This is a genomic window from uncultured Stenotrophomonas sp., from assembly GCF_913778665.1.
In the GTDB taxonomy this organism is placed as follows: domain Bacteria; phylum Pseudomonadota; class Gammaproteobacteria; order Xanthomonadales; family Xanthomonadaceae; genus Stenotrophomonas.
The window spans coordinates 1-17,434 of sequence record NZ_CAJYVQ010000011.1 but is presented as its reverse complement, the minus strand read 5'-3'; the positions used below and the strand labels follow the sequence as shown (position 1 = coordinate 17,434).

Genomic DNA, 17,434 nt, shown 5'->3' with positions numbered 1-17,434 from the left:
ATTCTACAGAAGCGAGGTCAGCGCGGCTGCTTGATCGGCAACACCACGCGGAAGCGCGAGCCGACACCCGGGGTGCTGTCCAGGTCGATGCGGCCGTGGTGCTTGTTGATGATGCTGTAGGAGATCGACAGCCCCAGGCCGGTACCGCTGCCGACCGGCTTGGTGGTGAAGAACGGATCGAAGATGCGCTGGCGCAGTTCCGGCGAGATGCCGCCGCCGGTGTCTTCAAACTCGACCCAGACATGATCGCCATCAACACCGGTACGCACGGTGATGGTGCCGCGCTCGGCGATGGCATGGCCAGCGTTGAGCAGCAGGTTCATGTAGACCTGGTTCAACTCGGACGGCAGGCACTCCACCAACGGCAGCTGGCCGAATTCACGCACCAGGGTGACCTTGTACTTGAGCTCGTTCCAGATGATGTTGATGGTCGATTCCAGGCCGGCATGCAGGTCGACCAGCTTCCACGACTCGTCACGGCCGGAATACGAGAAGTCCTTCAGGTCGCGCACGATGCGGGTCACACGCTCGATGCCCTCGCGCGACTCGGCCATCAGCTGCGGCAGGTCGCGGCTGATGAAATCGATGTCCAGGCGGTCACGGATATCGTCGATTTCCGGGATCAGCGCCTTCGGATCCGGGGCACGCAGGGCGCGCTCGTAGGCCTCGATGACGGTGAACAGGCTGCGCAGGTATTCCTGCAGGCTGCCCAGGTTGGAATGCACGTAGCCGATCGGGTTGTTGATCTCGTGCGCAACGCCGGCGGCGAGCTGGCCGATCGACGCCATCTTCTCGGACTGCAGCAGCTTTTCCTGCGTACCGTTCAGGCGCAGGTAGGCCTGGCGCAGTTCGGCGTGGCGCTGCTGCAGCTCGCGCTCGTAGTCTTCCTGCCCTTCGATATGCCGGAACAGGGCAAGGAAGTGCCCTTCACCGGCCGGGCCGTGGTGGTACAGGTGGGCGATGACCACGCCCTCGCCAAGCGGCAGGCTGCCATTCCAGTGACCATGCTGGCGCGCCTGCTCCAGCGCATCCGGCGGCAGCAGTTCGCGCAGCCGTTGCGGCGGTGGCAGCGCGCCGTCCTCGCCGCCGGCCAGCAGGTTCTGCGCGGCCGGGTTGGCCAGCGCGACCTGCCCGTCCTCGGTGAACAGAAGCAGGCCTTCGCGCAGGCGCTCAAGCAGCGCCTGCAGCACCGGCTGCGGCGGAAGGGGGGCGGTAACCAGGGCGTTGGCAGCGGACACGGCGACTCGGGGCGTTCGAACAGGCGCCCAATATACGCGGTCGCGCAGCGGGCTTCAGCCCGCCGGAATACAGAGCACAGCTGCCGTCGCGTCAGGCGACGGCGAGGGGGCGGCGTGCAGTGACCGTGTGCGACTGGCCCTTGGCGTCGTACGCCGAGGCGTCTTCGGTACGGCCCAGCTGGCGCAGCGCCCAGTTGACCTCACGGCGGCGGCGCGACAGCAGCACGCCATTGGCGCGATTGCGCTCGGCCAGTTCCTGCAGCCGTTCGCCCTCGCCGACCGGCGGTGCGCCTTCCAGCGCTCGCAACGCCTCCAGCTTGGCACCGGTGGCGCGGATCAGGGCGTGCACATCGTGCTCGACCAGGGCCTGGCGCTCAACGTCCAGGGCCTGGGCGAGACGCTGCAGCGGCTCGCTCATCGCTGCGGTCATCCCTGCAGCTGCTGGTCCAGATCGAGCATGCGCGATGCGATCGCGTCCGGATTGATCTTGTAGGTGCCGTTCTGCAGCGACTCGCGCACGGCCGCCACGCGCTGGGCATCGATTGCCGGGGCGGTGGTCAGCTCACGCTCGATGGCCTGAAGATTGGTGGCCTCGCCGGTCAGGCGCAGGCTGTCGGCGGCCTCGACCGGGCGTGCCGGCGAATCGCTGCTGACGCCAGGCTTGCTGGCCGGGGTCGTCACGCTGCGCAGTGCCTGGGGGACCTGCAGGTTGCCGTCGATTTTCTGGCTCATGGGGTGTCCTGGAGTTGCCGTTCACAAGGGATAACGGCCGCAGGGCCGTGATCTTTAGGGATATTCTGCGGTAATTCAACGCGCCACGATTACGTCACCTGCGGCATCGACCGTGCCCTGCACGATCCGCCGCGAGGACAGGTTCTCCACCGAGACCCGTTCGTTCTCACCGGCATCACCCATCGCGCGGCCGGCAATGCGGACCTCGACCGAGCCGCGACGCGAGACCAGGGCCACATTGTCTCCTCGCTTGATGAGACGCTGCACCACCAAGTCATTGTTCGACAGCAGGGCCCCGGCCTGCAATGGACGGCGGGCGAGACGGCCGACCGCCGCGTTGGGGTCGGACAGCACCGCACCGGCAATCCGCGCTGCGTCGCGCTGGGCAGTCGTGATATCGGCGGCGGTGATGGTTTCTCCAGTGCCGATTCCACGATTGAGCACCAGCACGTTCTGGTTGCGCCGCACCTTCACCGGTACGAACAGGCGCCAGCCGCCAGCGTCCGGGCAGCTGACCTCGACCGTGGTAGTGGCGGTAGGCTGAACCTGCAGCGCGCCGCTGCACTTGGGCAGGCGCAGGGCGTCGGCCACCTGGGCCTCGCCCTCGCTGCCCGCCGGCAAAGTCGTCAGCGCTGCGGCGCGGATGCTGGCGACGGGCTGCCAGTCGGAGGCAGCCGCCCACGGCGAGGCCAGGGCAAGCGCGATGGCCAATAGAGATGTGACCCGGCGCATGGCGCCTCCTGTCGATGGGATCTGGCCCAACTGCGTGCAAGGGGTGTGCCAGAGGGGCAGAGCCTCTTGGCCGGGATGGGATCGGGGGACCGAGGATGGGGATCGGGATGGGTAGAGTCGACTGTTGGTCGACTTTCGCGCGAAGCGCGGGATTTCCCGCGATCGGATAAGAGCAGTCGACTAACAGCCGGCTCTACAAAAAAGCAGAAGCGATGCGGAACACGCGTGTGGCAGACCACCCTCAAGTTCTGCCACTGCAGCGCCGATACAGCAGCCATGTCCCATGACCTGCTCAACCGGATCGACCAGCGGACCCGACTGGCCGGCCACAACCGCCTGGCGCTGCTGCTGTTCCGTCTCGGCGGACGTCAGCTTTTTGGCGTCAATGTCTTCAAGGTGCAGGAAGTCCTGCGGCGCCCGGAACTGTTCCAGGTGCCCGGGCTGCCTGGACAGTTCGCCGGCGTGGCCGATGTGCGTGGCCGCTCGGTACCGGTGCTCGATCTGGGACTGGCCATTGGCCATCCCGAGCGTGAGCCGGAGGCGGACACTGCGCCCGGCTACCTGGTCGTCACCGAATTCAACCGCTCGATCCAGGGCTTCCTGGTCAGCGGCGTGGAACGCATCGTCAACATCGCGGTGGAAGACATCCATCCACCACCCGAGCTGGGCGCCGAATCCAGCTACCTGACCGCAGTGACCCGCTTCCAGGGCGAGCTGATCCAGGTGATCGACGTCGAGAGCGTACTGGCCGACATCGCCCAGGTCCGCGGCGAAGCGGTGCTCGACCCGGCAATGGCAATGCCGTCCGATGGCCCGCAGTTGCAGGTGCTGGTGGTGGACGACTCGCGCGTGGCCCGCCAGCAGATCCGCAGCGTGCTGGACCAGCTGGGCGTGGGCGCCACCCTGCTCTCCGACGGCAAGCAAGCGCTGGATCATCTGCTGCAGATCCACGCTTCGGGCGAGAACCCGGCCGAGCGCTATGCCATGGTCATCTCGGACATCGAGATGCCGGCCATGGACGGCTACACGCTGACGACGGAAATCCGGCGCCATCCGGGCCTGGCCGGCCTGTACGTGCTGCTGCACACCTCGCTGTCGGGCGTATTCAACAATGCGATGGTCGAGCGCGTCGGCGCCAATGCCTTCGTCGCCAAGTACTCGCCGCACGAGCTGGCCGACTTCGTGCTGGACCGCCTGCGCAAGGTAGCGATGGCGGCTTAGGGCCGCCCCGCGCGCCTCCACCGGGCATGGCCCGGCGCTACCGGGACCTCCCTCACCCGATCGGTAGTGCCGGGCCATGCCCGGCAGCGCTCACGTTCTGGCACACCGCTTGCAGCTTCCCGGGCAACGTTCCCGTGGGAGTGCACCGTGCGCAACCTGATTACCGACTATCTGGGCGTCCATGCCCAGGCCATGCCGTTGCGCGAACAGCGGATGAAGCTGATCGCCAGCAACCTCGGCAATGCCGATACGCCCGGCTACAAGGCCCAGGACCTGGACTTCGATGCCGCCCTGCGCCACGCCCAGGGCCAGGATGCCAATGGCCTGATGGCCACCACCCACGAGCAGCACTACGAGATCAGTAGTGGCCTGAATCCGTTCCAGATCGCACGCGAAGGCGCGCAGCCCAGCCTGGACGGCAATACCGTCGATCCCGATGCCGAGCGCGCCGCCTATGGCCGTGCCGCACTTGAATACCGTGCCTCGCTCAGCTTCGTCGAGAGCAAGGTGCGTTCCATGCTGACCGCGATCACGGGGCAATAAGCCATGAGCAACCTGCCGATCTTCGATATCGCCGGCTCCGCGCTGCAGGCGCAGTCGGTGCGCATGAGCACCATCGCCTCCAACCTATCCAACGCCGACACCGTCGCCGGCTCCGCCGACGCGGTGTACAAGCCCCTGGAACCGATCTTCCAGGCCGTCACCAGCAAGAACGATCCGAACATCACCTCGGTGAAGGTCAAGGAGATCACCCAGAGCGATGCAGCGCCGATCAAGCGCTACGAGCCCGGCCATCCGCTGGCCGACGCCGATGGCTACATCTACCAGCCCGACGTCGATCCGGTGGCACAGATGGTCAACCTGATCTCGACGTCGCGCAATTACCAGGCCGGCGTGGAGATGTTGACCACCGCCAAGGAACTGGCTCTGGCCACCCTGACCATGGGCCGCTGAGGCCCGCAGTACCGGATACCGCCATGAGCACCTCAGTCAACACCCAGACCAACCAGGACGTCTACGCCGCACTTGGCCTGAACGCTCCCAACAGCAACGCCACCAAGAAGAAGAACACGCTGGACCAGGCCGATTTCCTGCGCCTGATGACCGAGCAGCTGCAGCACCAGGACCCGCTGAAGCCGATGGACAACACGCAGATGGTCGCGCAGATGGCGCAGATGTCCACCGTGCAGGGCATCACCGATCTGAACAAGACGGTGAAGGGCTTCCAGGAATCGATGGCCAGCGACCAGGTGCTGCGTGGCGCGGCGCTGGTCGGCCACCAAGTGCTGGTGCCGTCGGAAAAGCTGGTGCTGGAAAAGGAAGGGAGTGTCGAAGGCACGGTCGCCGCGCCCTCGGCCGGCATCGTCACCGTGGACATCACCGACGCCACCGGCGCCAAGGTCACCTCGCTGAGCGTTGAGGCCAAGGCCGCCGGTGAAACCGCGTTCCAGTGGGACGGCAAGGATGCCAACGGCAAGCGCATGGAGCCGGGCAAGTACTCCATCGTCGCCAACCACGTCGACACCGCCGGCAAGAGCACCAAGCTGTCCACCTATGTGCAGGCACCGGTGGAAAGCGTGACCGTCGGTTCCGACGGCCTGTACCTGAACCTCAAGGGCCTGGGCACGGCCCCGATCGACTACGTGCTCCGCGTCAGCTGAGCCGCACCTTCCGCATCAACCAGGAGCATCCCATGGGCTTCAATGTCTCGCTGTCCGGCATCAATGCCGCCAACACCGACCTGAGCGTCACCGCCAACAACGTCGCCAACGTCAACACCACCGGCTTCAAGCAGTCGCGCGCCGAGTTCGCCGATCTGTTCGCTTCCACCAGCTACGGCCTGTCGAAGAACCAGACCGGCTCGGGCGTGCGCGTGTCCAACGTCGCCCAGCAGTTCATCCAGGGCCACAACGAGCAGACCGGGCGCAGCCTGGACATGGCCATTTCCGGTGAGGGCTTCTTCACCATGAACATGAACGGCTCGCGCGTGTACTCGCGCGCCGGCAACTTCCAGACCGATGCCGCTGGCTACGTGGTCAACCCGCAGGGTGCACGCCTGCAGGTGTTCGCACCGAACGCCGACGGCACCAACTTCGACGCTGGCCGCCTGATCGATCTGCAGCTGCTGACCACCGACAGCCCGCCGAAGCAGACCAGCGAAGTGAAGGTGGGCTTCACCCTGCCGGCCAACGCCAAGCAGCCGACGGTGGCCACGTTCGACCCCGCCGACTCCAACAGCTATAACCACTCCAGCGGCGGAATCACTGTGTACGACTCGCTCGGCGTGAGCCACATCCAGGTCTCGTACTTCGTGAAGGGCGCTAACCCGAACGAATGGACCGTGCGCAATTATGTCGACGGCCAGCCGGCCGGTGCACCGACCCCGGTCACCTTCGACAACAGCGGCAAGCTGACAGCACCGGCCAGCGGCAAGGTCAGCCTCGGCACCTTCACCCCGACCACCGGCGCCGGCCAGCTGAACATGACGCTGGATATCACCGGCTCGACCCAGTACGGCGAGAAGTTCGCGCTGCGCAACACTCAGCAGGACGGCTATGCGGCCGGCAAGCTCAACGAGATCACCGTGTCCGAGTCGGGCGTGGTCTACGCGCGCTACTCCAACGGCGACGACAAGCCGCTGGGCCAGGTCGCGCTGACCACCTTCAACAATACCCAGGGCCTGGAATCGAAGGGCAACAACCTGTGGGTGGAGACCTTCGAATCGGGCACGCCGCGCACCGCGATGCCGGACACCTCCAACCTCGGCAAGATCCAGGCCGGTTCGCTGGAGGCGTCCACCGTCGACCTCACCGAGCAGCTGGTCAACATGATCACCGCGCAGCGCAACTTCCAGGCCAACGCGCAGATGATCACCACCCAGGACCAGATCACCCAGACCGTCATCAACATCCGTTGATGAGCTGCTGAGCCCATCACGGAACTCCCCGCATGGATAAAGCCCTTTACGTGGCGATGACCGGTGCCCGCGCCTCCCTGCAGGCGCAGGGAACGCTCAGCCACAACCTCGCCAACTCGGACACACCCGGCTTCAAGGAAGCACTGGCCAACACCGAAGCCTTCCCGATTCGTGGCCCGGGCTTTGCCTCGCGGGTGGATGCGCTGCACGTCGACGCCGGCTTCAACCGCCGGCCCGGCGCGCAGCACATCACCGGCAAGCCGCTGGACCTGGCGTTGCAGACCGGCACCTGGCTGGCCGTGCAGTCCTCCGATGGCAGCGAGGCGTACACGCGCGGCGCTGCACTGTCGGTGACGCCCAACGGCCAGCTGGTGACCTCCAGCGGCCGCCCGGTACTGGATGACAACAACAACCCGATCGCCATTCCGCCCTACCAGGCGATGGAAATCGGCGCCGACGGCACGATCTCGATCATCCCGCAGGGCGAAGGCCCGCAGACCATGGCCCAGGTCGGCCGCATCAAGGTGGTGCAGGCACCGGACGAACGGCTTGAGCGCGGCCTCGATGGCCTGTTCCGCAACACCGACCCGCGCCAGCCGTTCGCGCCGGCGCAGGGCACCGCGGTGCACAGCGGCCAGCTGGAGGGCAGCAACGTCGATGCCGCCGGTGCGCTGGTGCAGATGATCCAGCTGCAGCGCCAGTACGAAATGCAGGTGCAGGTGATCAAGCACGGCGACGACAACGCACGCAGCGCCAACAGCCTGCTGCGCCTGGGCAGTTGACGGTATTCCGGCGCCCGCCTGGCGGCGGCGCTGGCACACCGCTTGCACACCCGATACCAAGGGCCGCACCGCGCGGCCAGTTCCACCAGACAGGACAGCGAAGATGAACCAGGCATTGTGGATCGCAAAAACCGGACTGGATGCGCAGCAGATGCGCATGTCGGTGGTTTCCAACAACCTCGCCAACACCAACACCACCGGCTTCAAGCAGGACCGTGCCAGCTTCGAGGACCTGCTGTACCAGCAGGTGCGCCAGCCCGGCGGCTCCTCCTCGGCACAGACACAACTGCCGACCGGCCTGCAGCTGGGCACCGGCGTGCGCGTGGTCGCCACCGCCAAGAACTTCGAGCAGGGCAGCCAGCAGCAGACCGGCCGCGCGCTTGACGTGATGGTCAACGGCCGCGGCTTCTTCGAAGTGCAGATGCCCGACGGCAGCTCGGCCTACACCCGCGACGGCTCGTTCAAGATCAACCAGGACAGCGAACTGGTCACCAACAGCGGCTACCCGGTACAGCCAGGCATCCAGATTCCCGAAGGGGCGCAATCGGTGACCATCGGCACCGACGGCACCATCAGCGTGAAGATGGCCGACAACGCGGCCTCTGTGGAGGTGGGCGCGCTGACCCTGACCGATTTCGTCAACCCGGCCGGCCTGCAGGCGCGCGGCGAAAACCTGTTCCTGGAGACCACTGCATCGGGCCCGGCGCAGAACGGCAACCCGGGCCTGAATGGCCTGGGCACCGTGGTGCAGGGCGCGCTGGAAGGCAGCAACGTCAACGTGGTGGAAGAGCTGGTGTCGATGATCGAAACCCAGCGCGCCTACGAAATGAACGCCAAGGCGATCTCCACCACCGACTCGATGCTCGGTTACCTCAGCAACAAGCTCTGACCGGCCCAACCGGGAAAACGCCATGTCGCTCACTTTCAAACTCGCCCGCACTGCCCTCGCCTGCACCGTGGTCGCCCTGCTCGGTGGCTGCGTGATCGCGGGCGATGTGCGCCCGTATCCGGCGATGGCGCCGATCCAGCCGATCGTGCCGCCGCAGGCCGCGCCGACCGCCGGTGCGATCTATGCCGCCGGCCCGACCCTGCAGCTGTATTCAGACCGCCGCGCACGCGATGTCGGCGACCTGCTGACCATCACCCTGCTGGAAAATACCACCGCGCAGACCAGTGCCAACACTGCCACCAACAAGGAATCGAACCTGAGCCTGGGCACGCCGTCCATCCTCGGCGCGCCGGTCACCCTCGGCGGCAAGGACATCCTCAGCGCCACCGCGACCGGCAAGCGTGATTTCACCGGCAAGGGCAACAGTGCGCAGAGCAACCGGCTGCAGGGCAGCGTGACCGTCACCGTGGTGCAGCGGCTGCCCAATGGCAACCTGGTGGTACAGGGGCAGAAGAACCTGCGCCTGAACCAGGGCGACGAGCTGGTGCAGGTACAGGGCATCGTGCGCCCCGGCGACATCAGCGCGGACAACACTGTGCCTTCCAGCCGCGTGGCTGAGGCACGCATCGTCTACGGCGGCCGCGGCCCTGTCGCGCAGTCCAACGCGATGGGCTGGCTGAGCCGCTTCTTCAACTCCGGCCTGACGCCGTTCTGAGTATGGCCATGAAACTCTTCTCCTCTTCTTCCTGGCAGCGACGCATGGCGTCGCTCCACGGCGCGCTTTTCCTGGTCATCGCCGTTGCGTTTCCGGCCAGCGCCGAGCGCATCAAGGACCTGGCCCAGGTCGGTGGTGTGCGCGGCAACGCGCTGGTGGGCTACGGCCTGGTGGTCGGCCTGGATGGCAGCGGCGACCGCACCAGCCAGGCGCCCTTCACCGTGCAGAGCCTGAAGAACCTGCTCGGCGAACTGGGCGTCAACGTGCCGCCGAACGTCAATCCGCAGCTCAAGAACGTGGCCGCCGTGGCGATCCATGCCGAGCTGCCGCCGTTTGCCAAGCCGGGCCAGCCGATCGACATCACCGTGTCCTCGATTGGCAATGCGGTATCGCTGCGCGGCGGCTCGCTGCTGATGGCCCCGCTGCGCGGTGCCGACGGCCAGATCTACGCCATCGCGCAGGGCAACCTGATCGTGGGTGGCTTCGGCGCGCAGGGCAAGGACGGTTCGCGGGTCTCGGTGAACGTCCCCAGTGTCGGCCGCATTCCCAATGGCGCCACCGTCGAGCGTGCCCTGCCCGATCCGCTGGCCAATGGCGGCGACATCACCCTGAACCTGCACAACAACGATTTCACCACCGTCTCGCGGATGGTCGCTGCGCTCAACAACGCGTTCGGCGAAGGCGCGGCGCGTGCGGTCGATGGCGTGACCGTGGCCGTCACCGCGCCAACCGACCCAGGTGCGCGCATCGGCCTGCTGGCCCGCATCGAGAACCTGGAACTGACCCCTGGCAGCGCCCCGGCCAAGGTTGTGGTCAATTCACGTACCGGCACCGTGGTCATCGGCCAGCAGGTACGCGTTGGCCCCGCTGCGATCGCGCATGGTTCGCTGACGGTGACAATCCAGGAAAACACCAACGTCAGCCAGCCCAACGCGCTTTCCGGCGGCCGCACCGTGGCCACCCCGCAATCGACCATCACAGCCACCAACGATGGCAGCCGCATGTTCAAGTTCAGCGGCGGCACCACCCTGGACGAGATCGTCCACGCCGTGAACGCCGTGGGCGCGGCGCCGGGCGATCTCATCGCGATCCTGGAAGCCCTGAAGCAGGCCGGCGCACTGAGCGCCGAGCTTGAGGTGATCTGACATGCGCATCACTCCCGCATTCGATCTGCATCCGGCGCAACAGAACGATCCGGCCAAGATCGACAAGGTTGCACGCCAGCTGGAAGGCCAGTTCGCGCAGATGCTGGTCAAGAGCATGCGTGATGCCAGCTTCGGCGACTCGCTGTTCCCCGGCGAGAACAAGATGTTCCGCGACATGTACGACCAGAAGATTGCCGAGGCAATGACGCGCGGCAAGGGTCTGGGCCTGTCGGGGATGATCGCCCGCCAGTTGTCCGGCCAGGCCGCCGAGGGCCCGGCGCTGGATACCCGCGTGGACCCGGCCAAGGCCAGTCGCGCCTACCAGTTGAATGCGCCGGCCAAGCCGGCCCCGTCGCTGCCGCTGGAAGACGGCAGCCAGGCGGTGCGCCTGCTGCAGCAGATGGCGGCGGGCGCCCAGTCGGGCGCGCAGGCCGCGGCGGCTCCGATGGAGCAGGCCCTGGACCTGATCGCCGGCCGCGAGAGCAGCAGCATGCACCGCTCGCTGGGCACCGAGGATCCGTACATCGGTGGCCTGCAGGGCGAGGACTGGGCAGCGGGCAGCGACCAGTGGGCCGCCACCGCCAGCAATCGCGGTACCGCGATCAGCCCTGCCGACGCGATGGCCACACGTACCGCTGTCGCCCAGCTGGGTGCGCATACGCCGGAAGGCTTCGTCGCCAGCATCTGGCAGCACGCGCAGAGCGCGGCCAGGGAACTGGGCGTCGACGCACGCGCACTGGTGGCCCAGGCCGCGCTGGAAACCGGCTGGGGCAAGCGCCATATCCGCCAGGCCGATGGCAGCACCTCGCACAACCTGTTTGGGATCAAGGCCACCGGCTGGAGTGGGCAGCGCGTCGAGGCCGGCACCCATGAATACGTTGACGGCGTGCGCCGCAACGAAACCGCCAGCTTCCGCGCCTACAGCTCGCCGGCCGAGAGCTTCGCCGACTACGTGCGCCTGCTGAAGACCAGCCCGCGCTACCAGCAGGCACTGCAGGCCGGTACGGATGTGCAGGGCTTCGCCCGCGGCCTGCAACGCGCCGGCTATGCCACCGATCCGCGTTACGCGGCCAAGATCGCCGCGATCGCCGGCGGCCCGACCATCGAGCGCGCCGTCGCCGCCGTGGCCGATGCCGGCTCGCGCCTTGGCCAGACCTTCGCCAGCACCGCAACCGCGGCGCTGGGTATCACCCGTCGTTGAGGAACCCCATGTCCAGCGTACTTTCCACCGGTACCGGTGCCCTGCTCGCCTTCCAGCGTGCGTTGGCGACCACCAGCCACAACGTGGCCAACCTCAATACCCCCGGTTACAGCCGGCAGAAGGTCAACTTCGCCACCGCCGATCCGCAGAACTATGGCTACGGCACGGTCGGCAACGGCACCCGCATCACTGACATCCGCCGCACCGCCGACCAACTGGCGATCTCGCGCCTACTCGACAGCAGCGGTGAGCTGGCGCGCTTGAAGCAGCTTTCGGGCATGGCCGATCGGGTCAATTCGCTGTTCTCCGATGCGGCCACCAATGTCTCCGGCGTCTGGTCGAAGTTCTTCGACTCGGTCAGCGGCCTGTCCTCCAATGCTGCCGGCACCGCCGACCGCCAGAACATGCTGGACGGCGGCAAGGCCCTGGCCAACCGCTTCGTGCAGCTCAACACGCACCTGAACAACCTCAACAGCGAGGTCAACAACGGCCTGCTGGCCGGTGCCACCGAGGTCAACCGACTGGCGCAGGAAATCGCTCAGATCAACGGTGCCATCGGCACCAATGTCGCCAGCGCGGCGCCTGACCTGCTCGATCGCCGCGACCAGCTGATCAGCCAGCTGATCGGCTACACCGGCGGCACCGCGGTGATCCAGGACGGCGGCATCATGAACGTCTACACCGCTGGCGGCAACGCGCTGGTGGTGGGCACCACGGCGACCAAGGTGAGCACCGTGGCCGATCCTTACCAGCCCGAGCGCCTGCAGCTGGCACTGGAAACCCAAGGCAACACGATCCGGCTCGACCCGAAGGCGGTCGGCGGGCAGATCGGCGGCCTGCTGGAGTTCCGCGACACCGTGCTGACGCCGGCCCAGGCCGAACTGGGCAAGCTGGCCGTAGGCCTGGCAGAGAGCTTCAACCAGGTGCACCACCAGGGCGTTGACCTGTACGGCCAGCTCGGTGGCGACTTCTTCAACATCGGTAATCCGCGCGTCACCGGCAACACCAGCAACACCGGCACCGCCAGCCTCAGCGCCACGTATGGTGATCTGGGCAAGCTGGACGCGCAGAACGTGATGCTGCAGTTCGATGGCACGAACTGGAAGGCCAGCCGCGCCGACACCGGCGCCAGCATTCCGCTGACCGGTACCGGTACCGCCGCCGATCCGCTGGTGATCAACGGCGTCAACCTGGTGGTCGGCGGCACACCGGCCGCCAACGACCGCTTCCTGTTGCAGCCGACCGCCGGGGTGGCCGGCAGCATGGAAGTGGCGATCACCGATCCGTCGCGCATCGCCGCCGCCGCTGCGGTCAAGGGTGCGGCCGCGACCGCCAACACGGGCACCGGCAAGCTCAGCGGGGTCACCGTCACCGATTCGAGCAACGCGAACCTGCGCAATCCGGCCGCGATCGTGTTCACCTCGGCCACCACCTACACCATTGATGGCGGCCCGCCGCAGACCTATACACCGGGCCAGACCATCAGCGCCAACGGCTGGAGTTTCGTGCTGGACGGTGCGCCCAAGGTCGGCGACACCTTCAACATCACCCCGACCCCGGCCGGTTCGTCGGACAACAGCAATGCGACCCGCCTGTCCAAAGTCGAGAGCGCCAAGGCGTTCAACAGCGGCACGGTCACCCTCAACGGTGCGCTGGGCGGCCTGACCACGCAGGTCGGCGCCGCCGCACGTTCGGCCGAGTACTCGCTGGAGGCGCAGCTGGTGATCAATGACAAGGCGCAGGAGGCGCGCGACGAAGTGTCCGGCGTCAACCTGGATGAGGAAGCCGCCGACATGCTGCGCCTGCAGCAGGCTTACCAGGCCGCGTCGCAGTTGATCTCCACCGCCGACAGCATGTTCCAGACCATCCTGGGAGCCGTCCGCCGATGAGCAGCCGCATCTCCACCAGCATGATGTTCAACCAGTCGGTGTCGCTGATGATGGCCAAGCAGGCCAAGCTCAGCCACCTGGAGCAGCAGATCGCCACCGGCAGCAAGATCGTCAGCGCCAAGGACGACCCGGTCGCGGCCGGTGCCGCAGTCGGGCTTGACCGCAGCCTGGCGGCACTGGACCGGATGAAGCTCAATGCAGGCAACGTGCAGAACCGCCTCGGGGTGCAGGAAAACACCCTGGCCCAGGTCAACGACATGATGGCACGCGTCAATGATCTGACCATCCAGGCCAGCAACCCGGCGCTGAGCGCGGCCGACAAGAAGACGTTGATCACCGAGTTGAACCAGATCCGCGACGGCCTGATGTCGCTGGCCAACGCCGACGATGGCACCGGCCGCTATGTGTTCGGCGGCACCAACGACGGTGATCCGCCATTCGCCAAGATCAACGGCAAGGTGGTCTACCGTGGCGACCAGACCCAGCGCCAGATCGAAGTCGGCCCGGATACCTATGTGCACGATGCGCTGCCCGGCAGCGAGATCTTCATGCGCATCCCCACAGGCGATGGGTTCGTCGACGGCAATGCCGCGGCCGGCAACACCGGCAATGGCGTGCTGACCAACATCACCCGCGATGGCAGTGACAGCTGGAACGGGCAGACGTTCAGCATCCGCTTCACCGCCGCCGACCAGTACCAGGTGCTGGACGGTGCCGGCAACGTGACCGGCACCGGCACCTTCAAGGCCGGCGACAACGTTGAAGTGAACGGTGTGCGCCTGCAGATCACCGGCGCGCCCGCGGCCGGGGACAGCTTCAACGTCACGCCCGCGACCAGCCGCGACATCTTCGACACCATGGACAAGCTGATTGCCGCACTGGATGCCGACACCGGCACCACCGCCAAGATGTCCGCACAGCAGAACGAGCTGCAGAGCGCGCTGCGCGATGTCGCACGTGCGTCGGAACGGATGATCGATTCGCGCGCCGCCGGTGGCGCACAGCTGAAGGCGCTGGACAACGCCGCCGACATGCGTGAGGCCAACGGCGTGACGTTGAAGACCACGCTGTCGCAGATGCGCGACCTCGACTACGCCGATGCACTGAGCCAGTACCAGCTGCAGAGCACTGCACTGCAGGCGGCGCAGACGATCTTCTCGCAGATGCAGTCGATGTCGCTGTTCAACAAGATCCGCTGACGCTTCCACAACGCCTGCTCTGGAAGGCCGCGATGCCCTTGCATCGCGGCCTTTTTCGTTTCCGGATGTCGATATCGCTGCAGTCGCCGGGCGTGGCCCGGCGCTGCCGGGATGGCGGTCCGGGGAATTTTCCGTGATTGCCCATCAAGCCCGGGGCACCCGCGCCGATACCTTCATCAGCGCTGGCCGGGCTCGCCCGGCCGCCCCTTCCGGTGACGCCATCACGCCCAGCAAAGGGCGGAAAACTCCGGAAAAACAGCCTCCGGCAACGAATTGCAGCTTCAGCGGAATTCACGGCTAAAGGTTGTTGACAAAGCGCCGTTATTCATTTGGCAACGGCGAAGCACACAGCCACACAAAAAACAGGCGGCGCTTCGCTTCATTCACCAACGGGTTCCATATAAGAGGAGACGACCCCATGGCACAGGTAATCAACACCAATACGATGTCGCTCAACGCTCAGCGCAACCTGAGCACCAGCGGCAGCTCGCTCGCTACCACCATCCAGCGCCTCTCGTCCGGCCTGCGCATCAACAGCGCGAAGGACGACGCCGCCGGCCTGGCCATCAGCGAGCGCTTCACCACCCAGATCCGCGGTCTGGACGTGGCCATCCGCAACGCCAACGACGGCATCTCGCTGGCCCAGGTGGCCGAAGGTTCGCTGAACGAAGTCGGCAACAACCTGCAGCGCATCCGCGAACTGGGCGTGCAGGCCTCCAACGCCACCAACTCGGCCAGCGACCGCAAGGCCCTGCAGGCCGAAGTGACCCAGCTGGTCAGCGAAATCGACCGCGTCGCCAAGCAGGCCGACTTCAACGGCACCAAGCTGCTCGATGGCAGCTTCACCAGCCAGCTGTTCCAGGTCGGCGCCAACGCTGGCCAGGCGATCGCGATCAACAGCGTGGTCAACGCCAAGGCCGATTCGCTGGGCGCGGCCACCTTCGCCAACGGCTACACCGGCACCAGCCTGGCCGCCGCCGACAAGGCCACCGCCGACACCACCTACTCCGGCCTGCAGGTCTCGGTGACCCCGCCGGGCGGCACCGCCACCACGGTCACCATCAGCGATTTCACGGTAAAGGCCGGCGAATCGATCACCTCGGCCACGGCGGCGGCGATCAACAACAAGCTGGGCGAAACCGGTGTGGTGGCCTCGGTCAATGCCGGCGTCGTCAGCCTGGCCTCGGTCAAGGATGGCCAGACCTTCGCCCTGAGCGTCAGTGCCGCAACGCCGCCGACCGGCGTCACCGCCGCCACCCTCGCCGGCCTGGGCCTGACCGAGACCAGCACCAACGGCGGCACCCTGACTGGTGCAGCGGCCAGCTTCGTCAAGGACCTGAACGTCACCACCGCCGAAGGCGCGCAGAAGGCGATGTCCATCGTCGACAAGGCCCTGGAGTCGGTCAACAGCGTCCGCGCCGACCTCGGCGCGATCCAGAACCGCTTCACCTCGGTGGTGGCCAACCTGCAGACCTCCTCGGAGAACCTGTCGGCCTCGCGCAGCCGCATCCGCGATACCGACTTCGCCAAGGAAACCGCCGAACTGACCCGCACCCAGATCCTGCAGCAGGCCGGTACGGCCATGCTGGCCCAGGCCAACCAGGTACCGCAGAACGTGCTCAGCCTGTTGCAGCGCTGACATGAGCCGCCCCCGGGGCACGTCGGGGGCGTCTAACCCAACTCACGTGCAACCGCTCAAGGACCTCTCCTCATGGCACAAGTCATCAACACCAATACGATGTCGTTGAATGCTCAGCGTAACCTGAGCACCAGCGGCAGCTCGCTGGCCACCACCATCCAGCGCCTGTCCTCCGGTTCGCGCATCAACAGCGCCAAGGACGACGCCGCCGGCCTGGCGATCTCCGAGCGCTTCGGCACGCAGATCCGCGGTACCGACGTGGCCATCCGCAACGCCAACGACGGCATCTCGCTGGCCCAGGTCGCCGAAGGCTCGCTGACCGAAATCGGCAACAACCTGCAGCGCGTCCGCGAGCTGTCGGTGCAGGCCTCCAACGCCACCAACTCGGCCAGCGACCGCAAGGCCCTGCAGGCCGAAGTGACCCAGCTGGTCTCGGAAATCGACCGCGTCGCCAAGCAGTCGGACTTCAACGGTACCAAGCTGCTGGACGGCTCGTTCTCCAGCCAGCTGTTCCAGGTCGGTGCCAACGCCGGCCAGGCCATCGCCATCGACAAGACCATCGATGCCAAGGCCAATGCCCTGGGCGGCGCGAGGTTCGATACCAACTCGCTGGCCCTGGCCGACCCGGGCACCAACGCCGACTTCAGCACCACCGGCCTGTCCATCAACGGTGTGGCCATCGCCGACGTCTCGGTCAAGCAGGGCGCCGACGCCGCTGCCACCGGCAAGGCCTCGCGTGAAGCGCTGGTGACCGCGATCAACGCCAAGATCGGCGAGACCGGCGTCTACGCTGAAGTGAACGGCACCGCTGGCGTGACCCTGACCTCGGTCAAGGACAGCGTCAACGCTGACGGCTCGTTCAAGGCCATCACCGCGACCCCGGGCACCTGGACCGGCGCCACCGCGCCGACCTTCACCGCCACCGCCGCTGCGGCGGCGCCGGCGGCAAAGTACGCCAGCAACCTGGACGTCAGCACCGTGAAGGGCGCCCAGCAGGCGATGGAAATCGTCGACAAGGCCCTGGGTGCGATCAACAGCACCCGCGCCGACCTCGGTGCGATCCAGAACCGCTTCACCTCGGTCGTGGCCAACCTGCAGACCTCGTCGGAAAACCTGTCGGCTTCGCGTAGCCGCA

Annotated in this window: 18 protein-coding genes; 14 read left to right on the top strand and 4 right to left on the bottom strand. The window is 66.5% G+C overall.

What is annotated here, in order from left to right; translation table 11 throughout:
- Positions 1 to 17: 17 nt before the first annotated feature.
- From QZ853_RS15245 to flgA, 4 genes are all read right to left on the bottom strand, one after another.
- A complete protein-coding gene (locus QZ853_RS15245) occupies positions 18 to 1,238 on the bottom strand; it encodes an ATP-binding protein (RefSeq protein WP_295574892.1) in 1,221 nt (406 codons plus the stop codon).
- A 91-nt stretch (positions 1,239 to 1,329) separates the two neighbouring features.
- Positions 1,330 to 1,668 carry a flagellar protein FlgN gene (locus QZ853_RS15240; RefSeq protein WP_295574890.1) on the bottom strand — a complete coding sequence of 113 codons (339 nt, stop codon included), beginning with the start codon at positions 1,666 to 1,668 and terminating at the stop codon, positions 1,330 to 1,332.
- A complete protein-coding gene (gene flgM / locus QZ853_RS15235) occupies positions 1,665 to 1,970 on the bottom strand; it encodes a flagellar biosynthesis anti-sigma factor FlgM (RefSeq protein ID WP_006444133.1) in 306 nt (101 codons plus the stop codon). The genes QZ853_RS15240 and flgM overlap by 4 nt, the downstream gene beginning before the upstream one ends.
- A gap of 75 nt (positions 1,971 to 2,045) precedes the next feature.
- On the bottom strand, positions 2,046 to 2,702 hold the full coding sequence (flgA, locus tag QZ853_RS15230) for a flagellar basal body P-ring formation chaperone FlgA (RefSeq protein WP_295574875.1): 657 nt from the start codon (positions 2,700 to 2,702) through the stop codon (positions 2,046 to 2,048).
- A 276-nt stretch (positions 2,703 to 2,978) separates the two neighbouring features.
- Between flgA and QZ853_RS15225 the strand changes: the two genes are divergently transcribed.
- From QZ853_RS15225 to QZ853_RS15160, 14 genes are all read left to right on the top strand, one after another.
- The gene (locus QZ853_RS15225; protein ID WP_295574871.1) at positions 2,979 to 3,923 is read left to right on the top strand and encodes a chemotaxis protein; all 945 of its coding nucleotides are present in this window, start codon (positions 2,979 to 2,981) and stop codon (positions 3,921 to 3,923) included.
- A 147-nt stretch (positions 3,924 to 4,070) separates the two neighbouring features.
- Entirely contained in the window at positions 4,071 to 4,466 is a 396-nt protein-coding gene (gene flgB / locus QZ853_RS15220; protein ID WP_295574869.1) for a flagellar basal body rod protein FlgB, read from the top strand.
- A 3-nt stretch (positions 4,467 to 4,469) separates the two neighbouring features.
- The gene (gene flgC / locus QZ853_RS15215; RefSeq protein WP_033835497.1) at positions 4,470 to 4,877 is read left to right on the top strand and encodes a flagellar basal body rod protein FlgC; all 408 of its coding nucleotides are present in this window, start codon (positions 4,470 to 4,472) and stop codon (positions 4,875 to 4,877) included.
- Positions 4,878 to 4,900: 23 nt separating this feature from the next.
- Positions 4,901 to 5,584, top strand: coding sequence for a flagellar hook capping FlgD N-terminal domain-containing protein (locus QZ853_RS15210; RefSeq protein WP_197582840.1), 684 nt, complete (start codon positions 4,901 to 4,903; stop codon positions 5,582 to 5,584).
- A 32-nt stretch (positions 5,585 to 5,616) separates the two neighbouring features.
- Entirely contained in the window at positions 5,617 to 6,840 is a 1,224-nt protein-coding gene (gene flgE / locus QZ853_RS15205) for a flagellar hook protein FlgE (protein ID WP_295574864.1), read from the top strand.
- A 32-nt stretch (positions 6,841 to 6,872) separates the two neighbouring features.
- On the top strand, positions 6,873 to 7,622 hold the full coding sequence (locus QZ853_RS15200) for a flagellar basal body rod protein FlgF (RefSeq protein WP_295574861.1): 750 nt from the start codon (positions 6,873 to 6,875) through the stop codon (positions 7,620 to 7,622).
- A 103-nt stretch (positions 7,623 to 7,725) separates the two neighbouring features.
- Entirely contained in the window at positions 7,726 to 8,511 is a 786-nt protein-coding gene (flgG, locus tag QZ853_RS15195) for a flagellar basal-body rod protein FlgG (protein ID WP_295574859.1), read from the top strand.
- A gap of 22 nt (positions 8,512 to 8,533) precedes the next feature.
- On the top strand, positions 8,534 to 9,226 hold the full coding sequence (gene flgH / locus QZ853_RS15190) for a flagellar basal body L-ring protein FlgH (protein ID WP_295574855.1): 693 nt from the start codon (positions 8,534 to 8,536) through the stop codon (positions 9,224 to 9,226).
- A 2-nt stretch (positions 9,227 to 9,228) separates the two neighbouring features.
- A complete protein-coding gene (locus QZ853_RS15185; protein WP_295574853.1) occupies positions 9,229 to 10,371 on the top strand; it encodes a flagellar basal body P-ring protein FlgI in 1,143 nt (380 codons plus the stop codon).
- A 1-nt stretch (position 10,372) separates the two neighbouring features.
- Positions 10,373 to 11,572: a flagellar assembly peptidoglycan hydrolase FlgJ gene (flgJ, locus tag QZ853_RS15180; protein ID WP_295574850.1), complete on the top strand. Its 1,200-nt coding sequence runs from the start codon at positions 10,373 to 10,375 to the stop codon at positions 11,570 to 11,572.
- A gap of 8 nt (positions 11,573 to 11,580) precedes the next feature.
- Complete coding sequence (flgK, locus tag QZ853_RS15175) at positions 11,581 to 13,461, top strand: flagellar hook-associated protein FlgK (protein ID WP_295574848.1); 1,881 nt, start codon at positions 11,581 to 11,583, stop codon at positions 13,459 to 13,461.
- The gene (gene flgL / locus QZ853_RS15170; RefSeq protein ID WP_295574845.1) at positions 13,458 to 14,660 is read left to right on the top strand and encodes a flagellar hook-associated protein FlgL; all 1,203 of its coding nucleotides are present in this window, start codon (positions 13,458 to 13,460) and stop codon (positions 14,658 to 14,660) included. The genes flgK and flgL overlap by 4 nt, the downstream gene beginning before the upstream one ends.
- Before the next feature lie 418 nt (positions 14,661 to 15,078).
- Complete coding sequence (locus QZ853_RS15165; RefSeq protein ID WP_295574842.1) at positions 15,079 to 16,299, top strand: flagellin; 1,221 nt, start codon at positions 15,079 to 15,081, stop codon at positions 16,297 to 16,299.
- A gap of 72 nt (positions 16,300 to 16,371) precedes the next feature.
- The coding region (locus QZ853_RS15160) for a flagellin (protein ID WP_295574839.1) at positions 16,372 to 17,434 on the top strand (1,063 nt) is incomplete at its 3' end.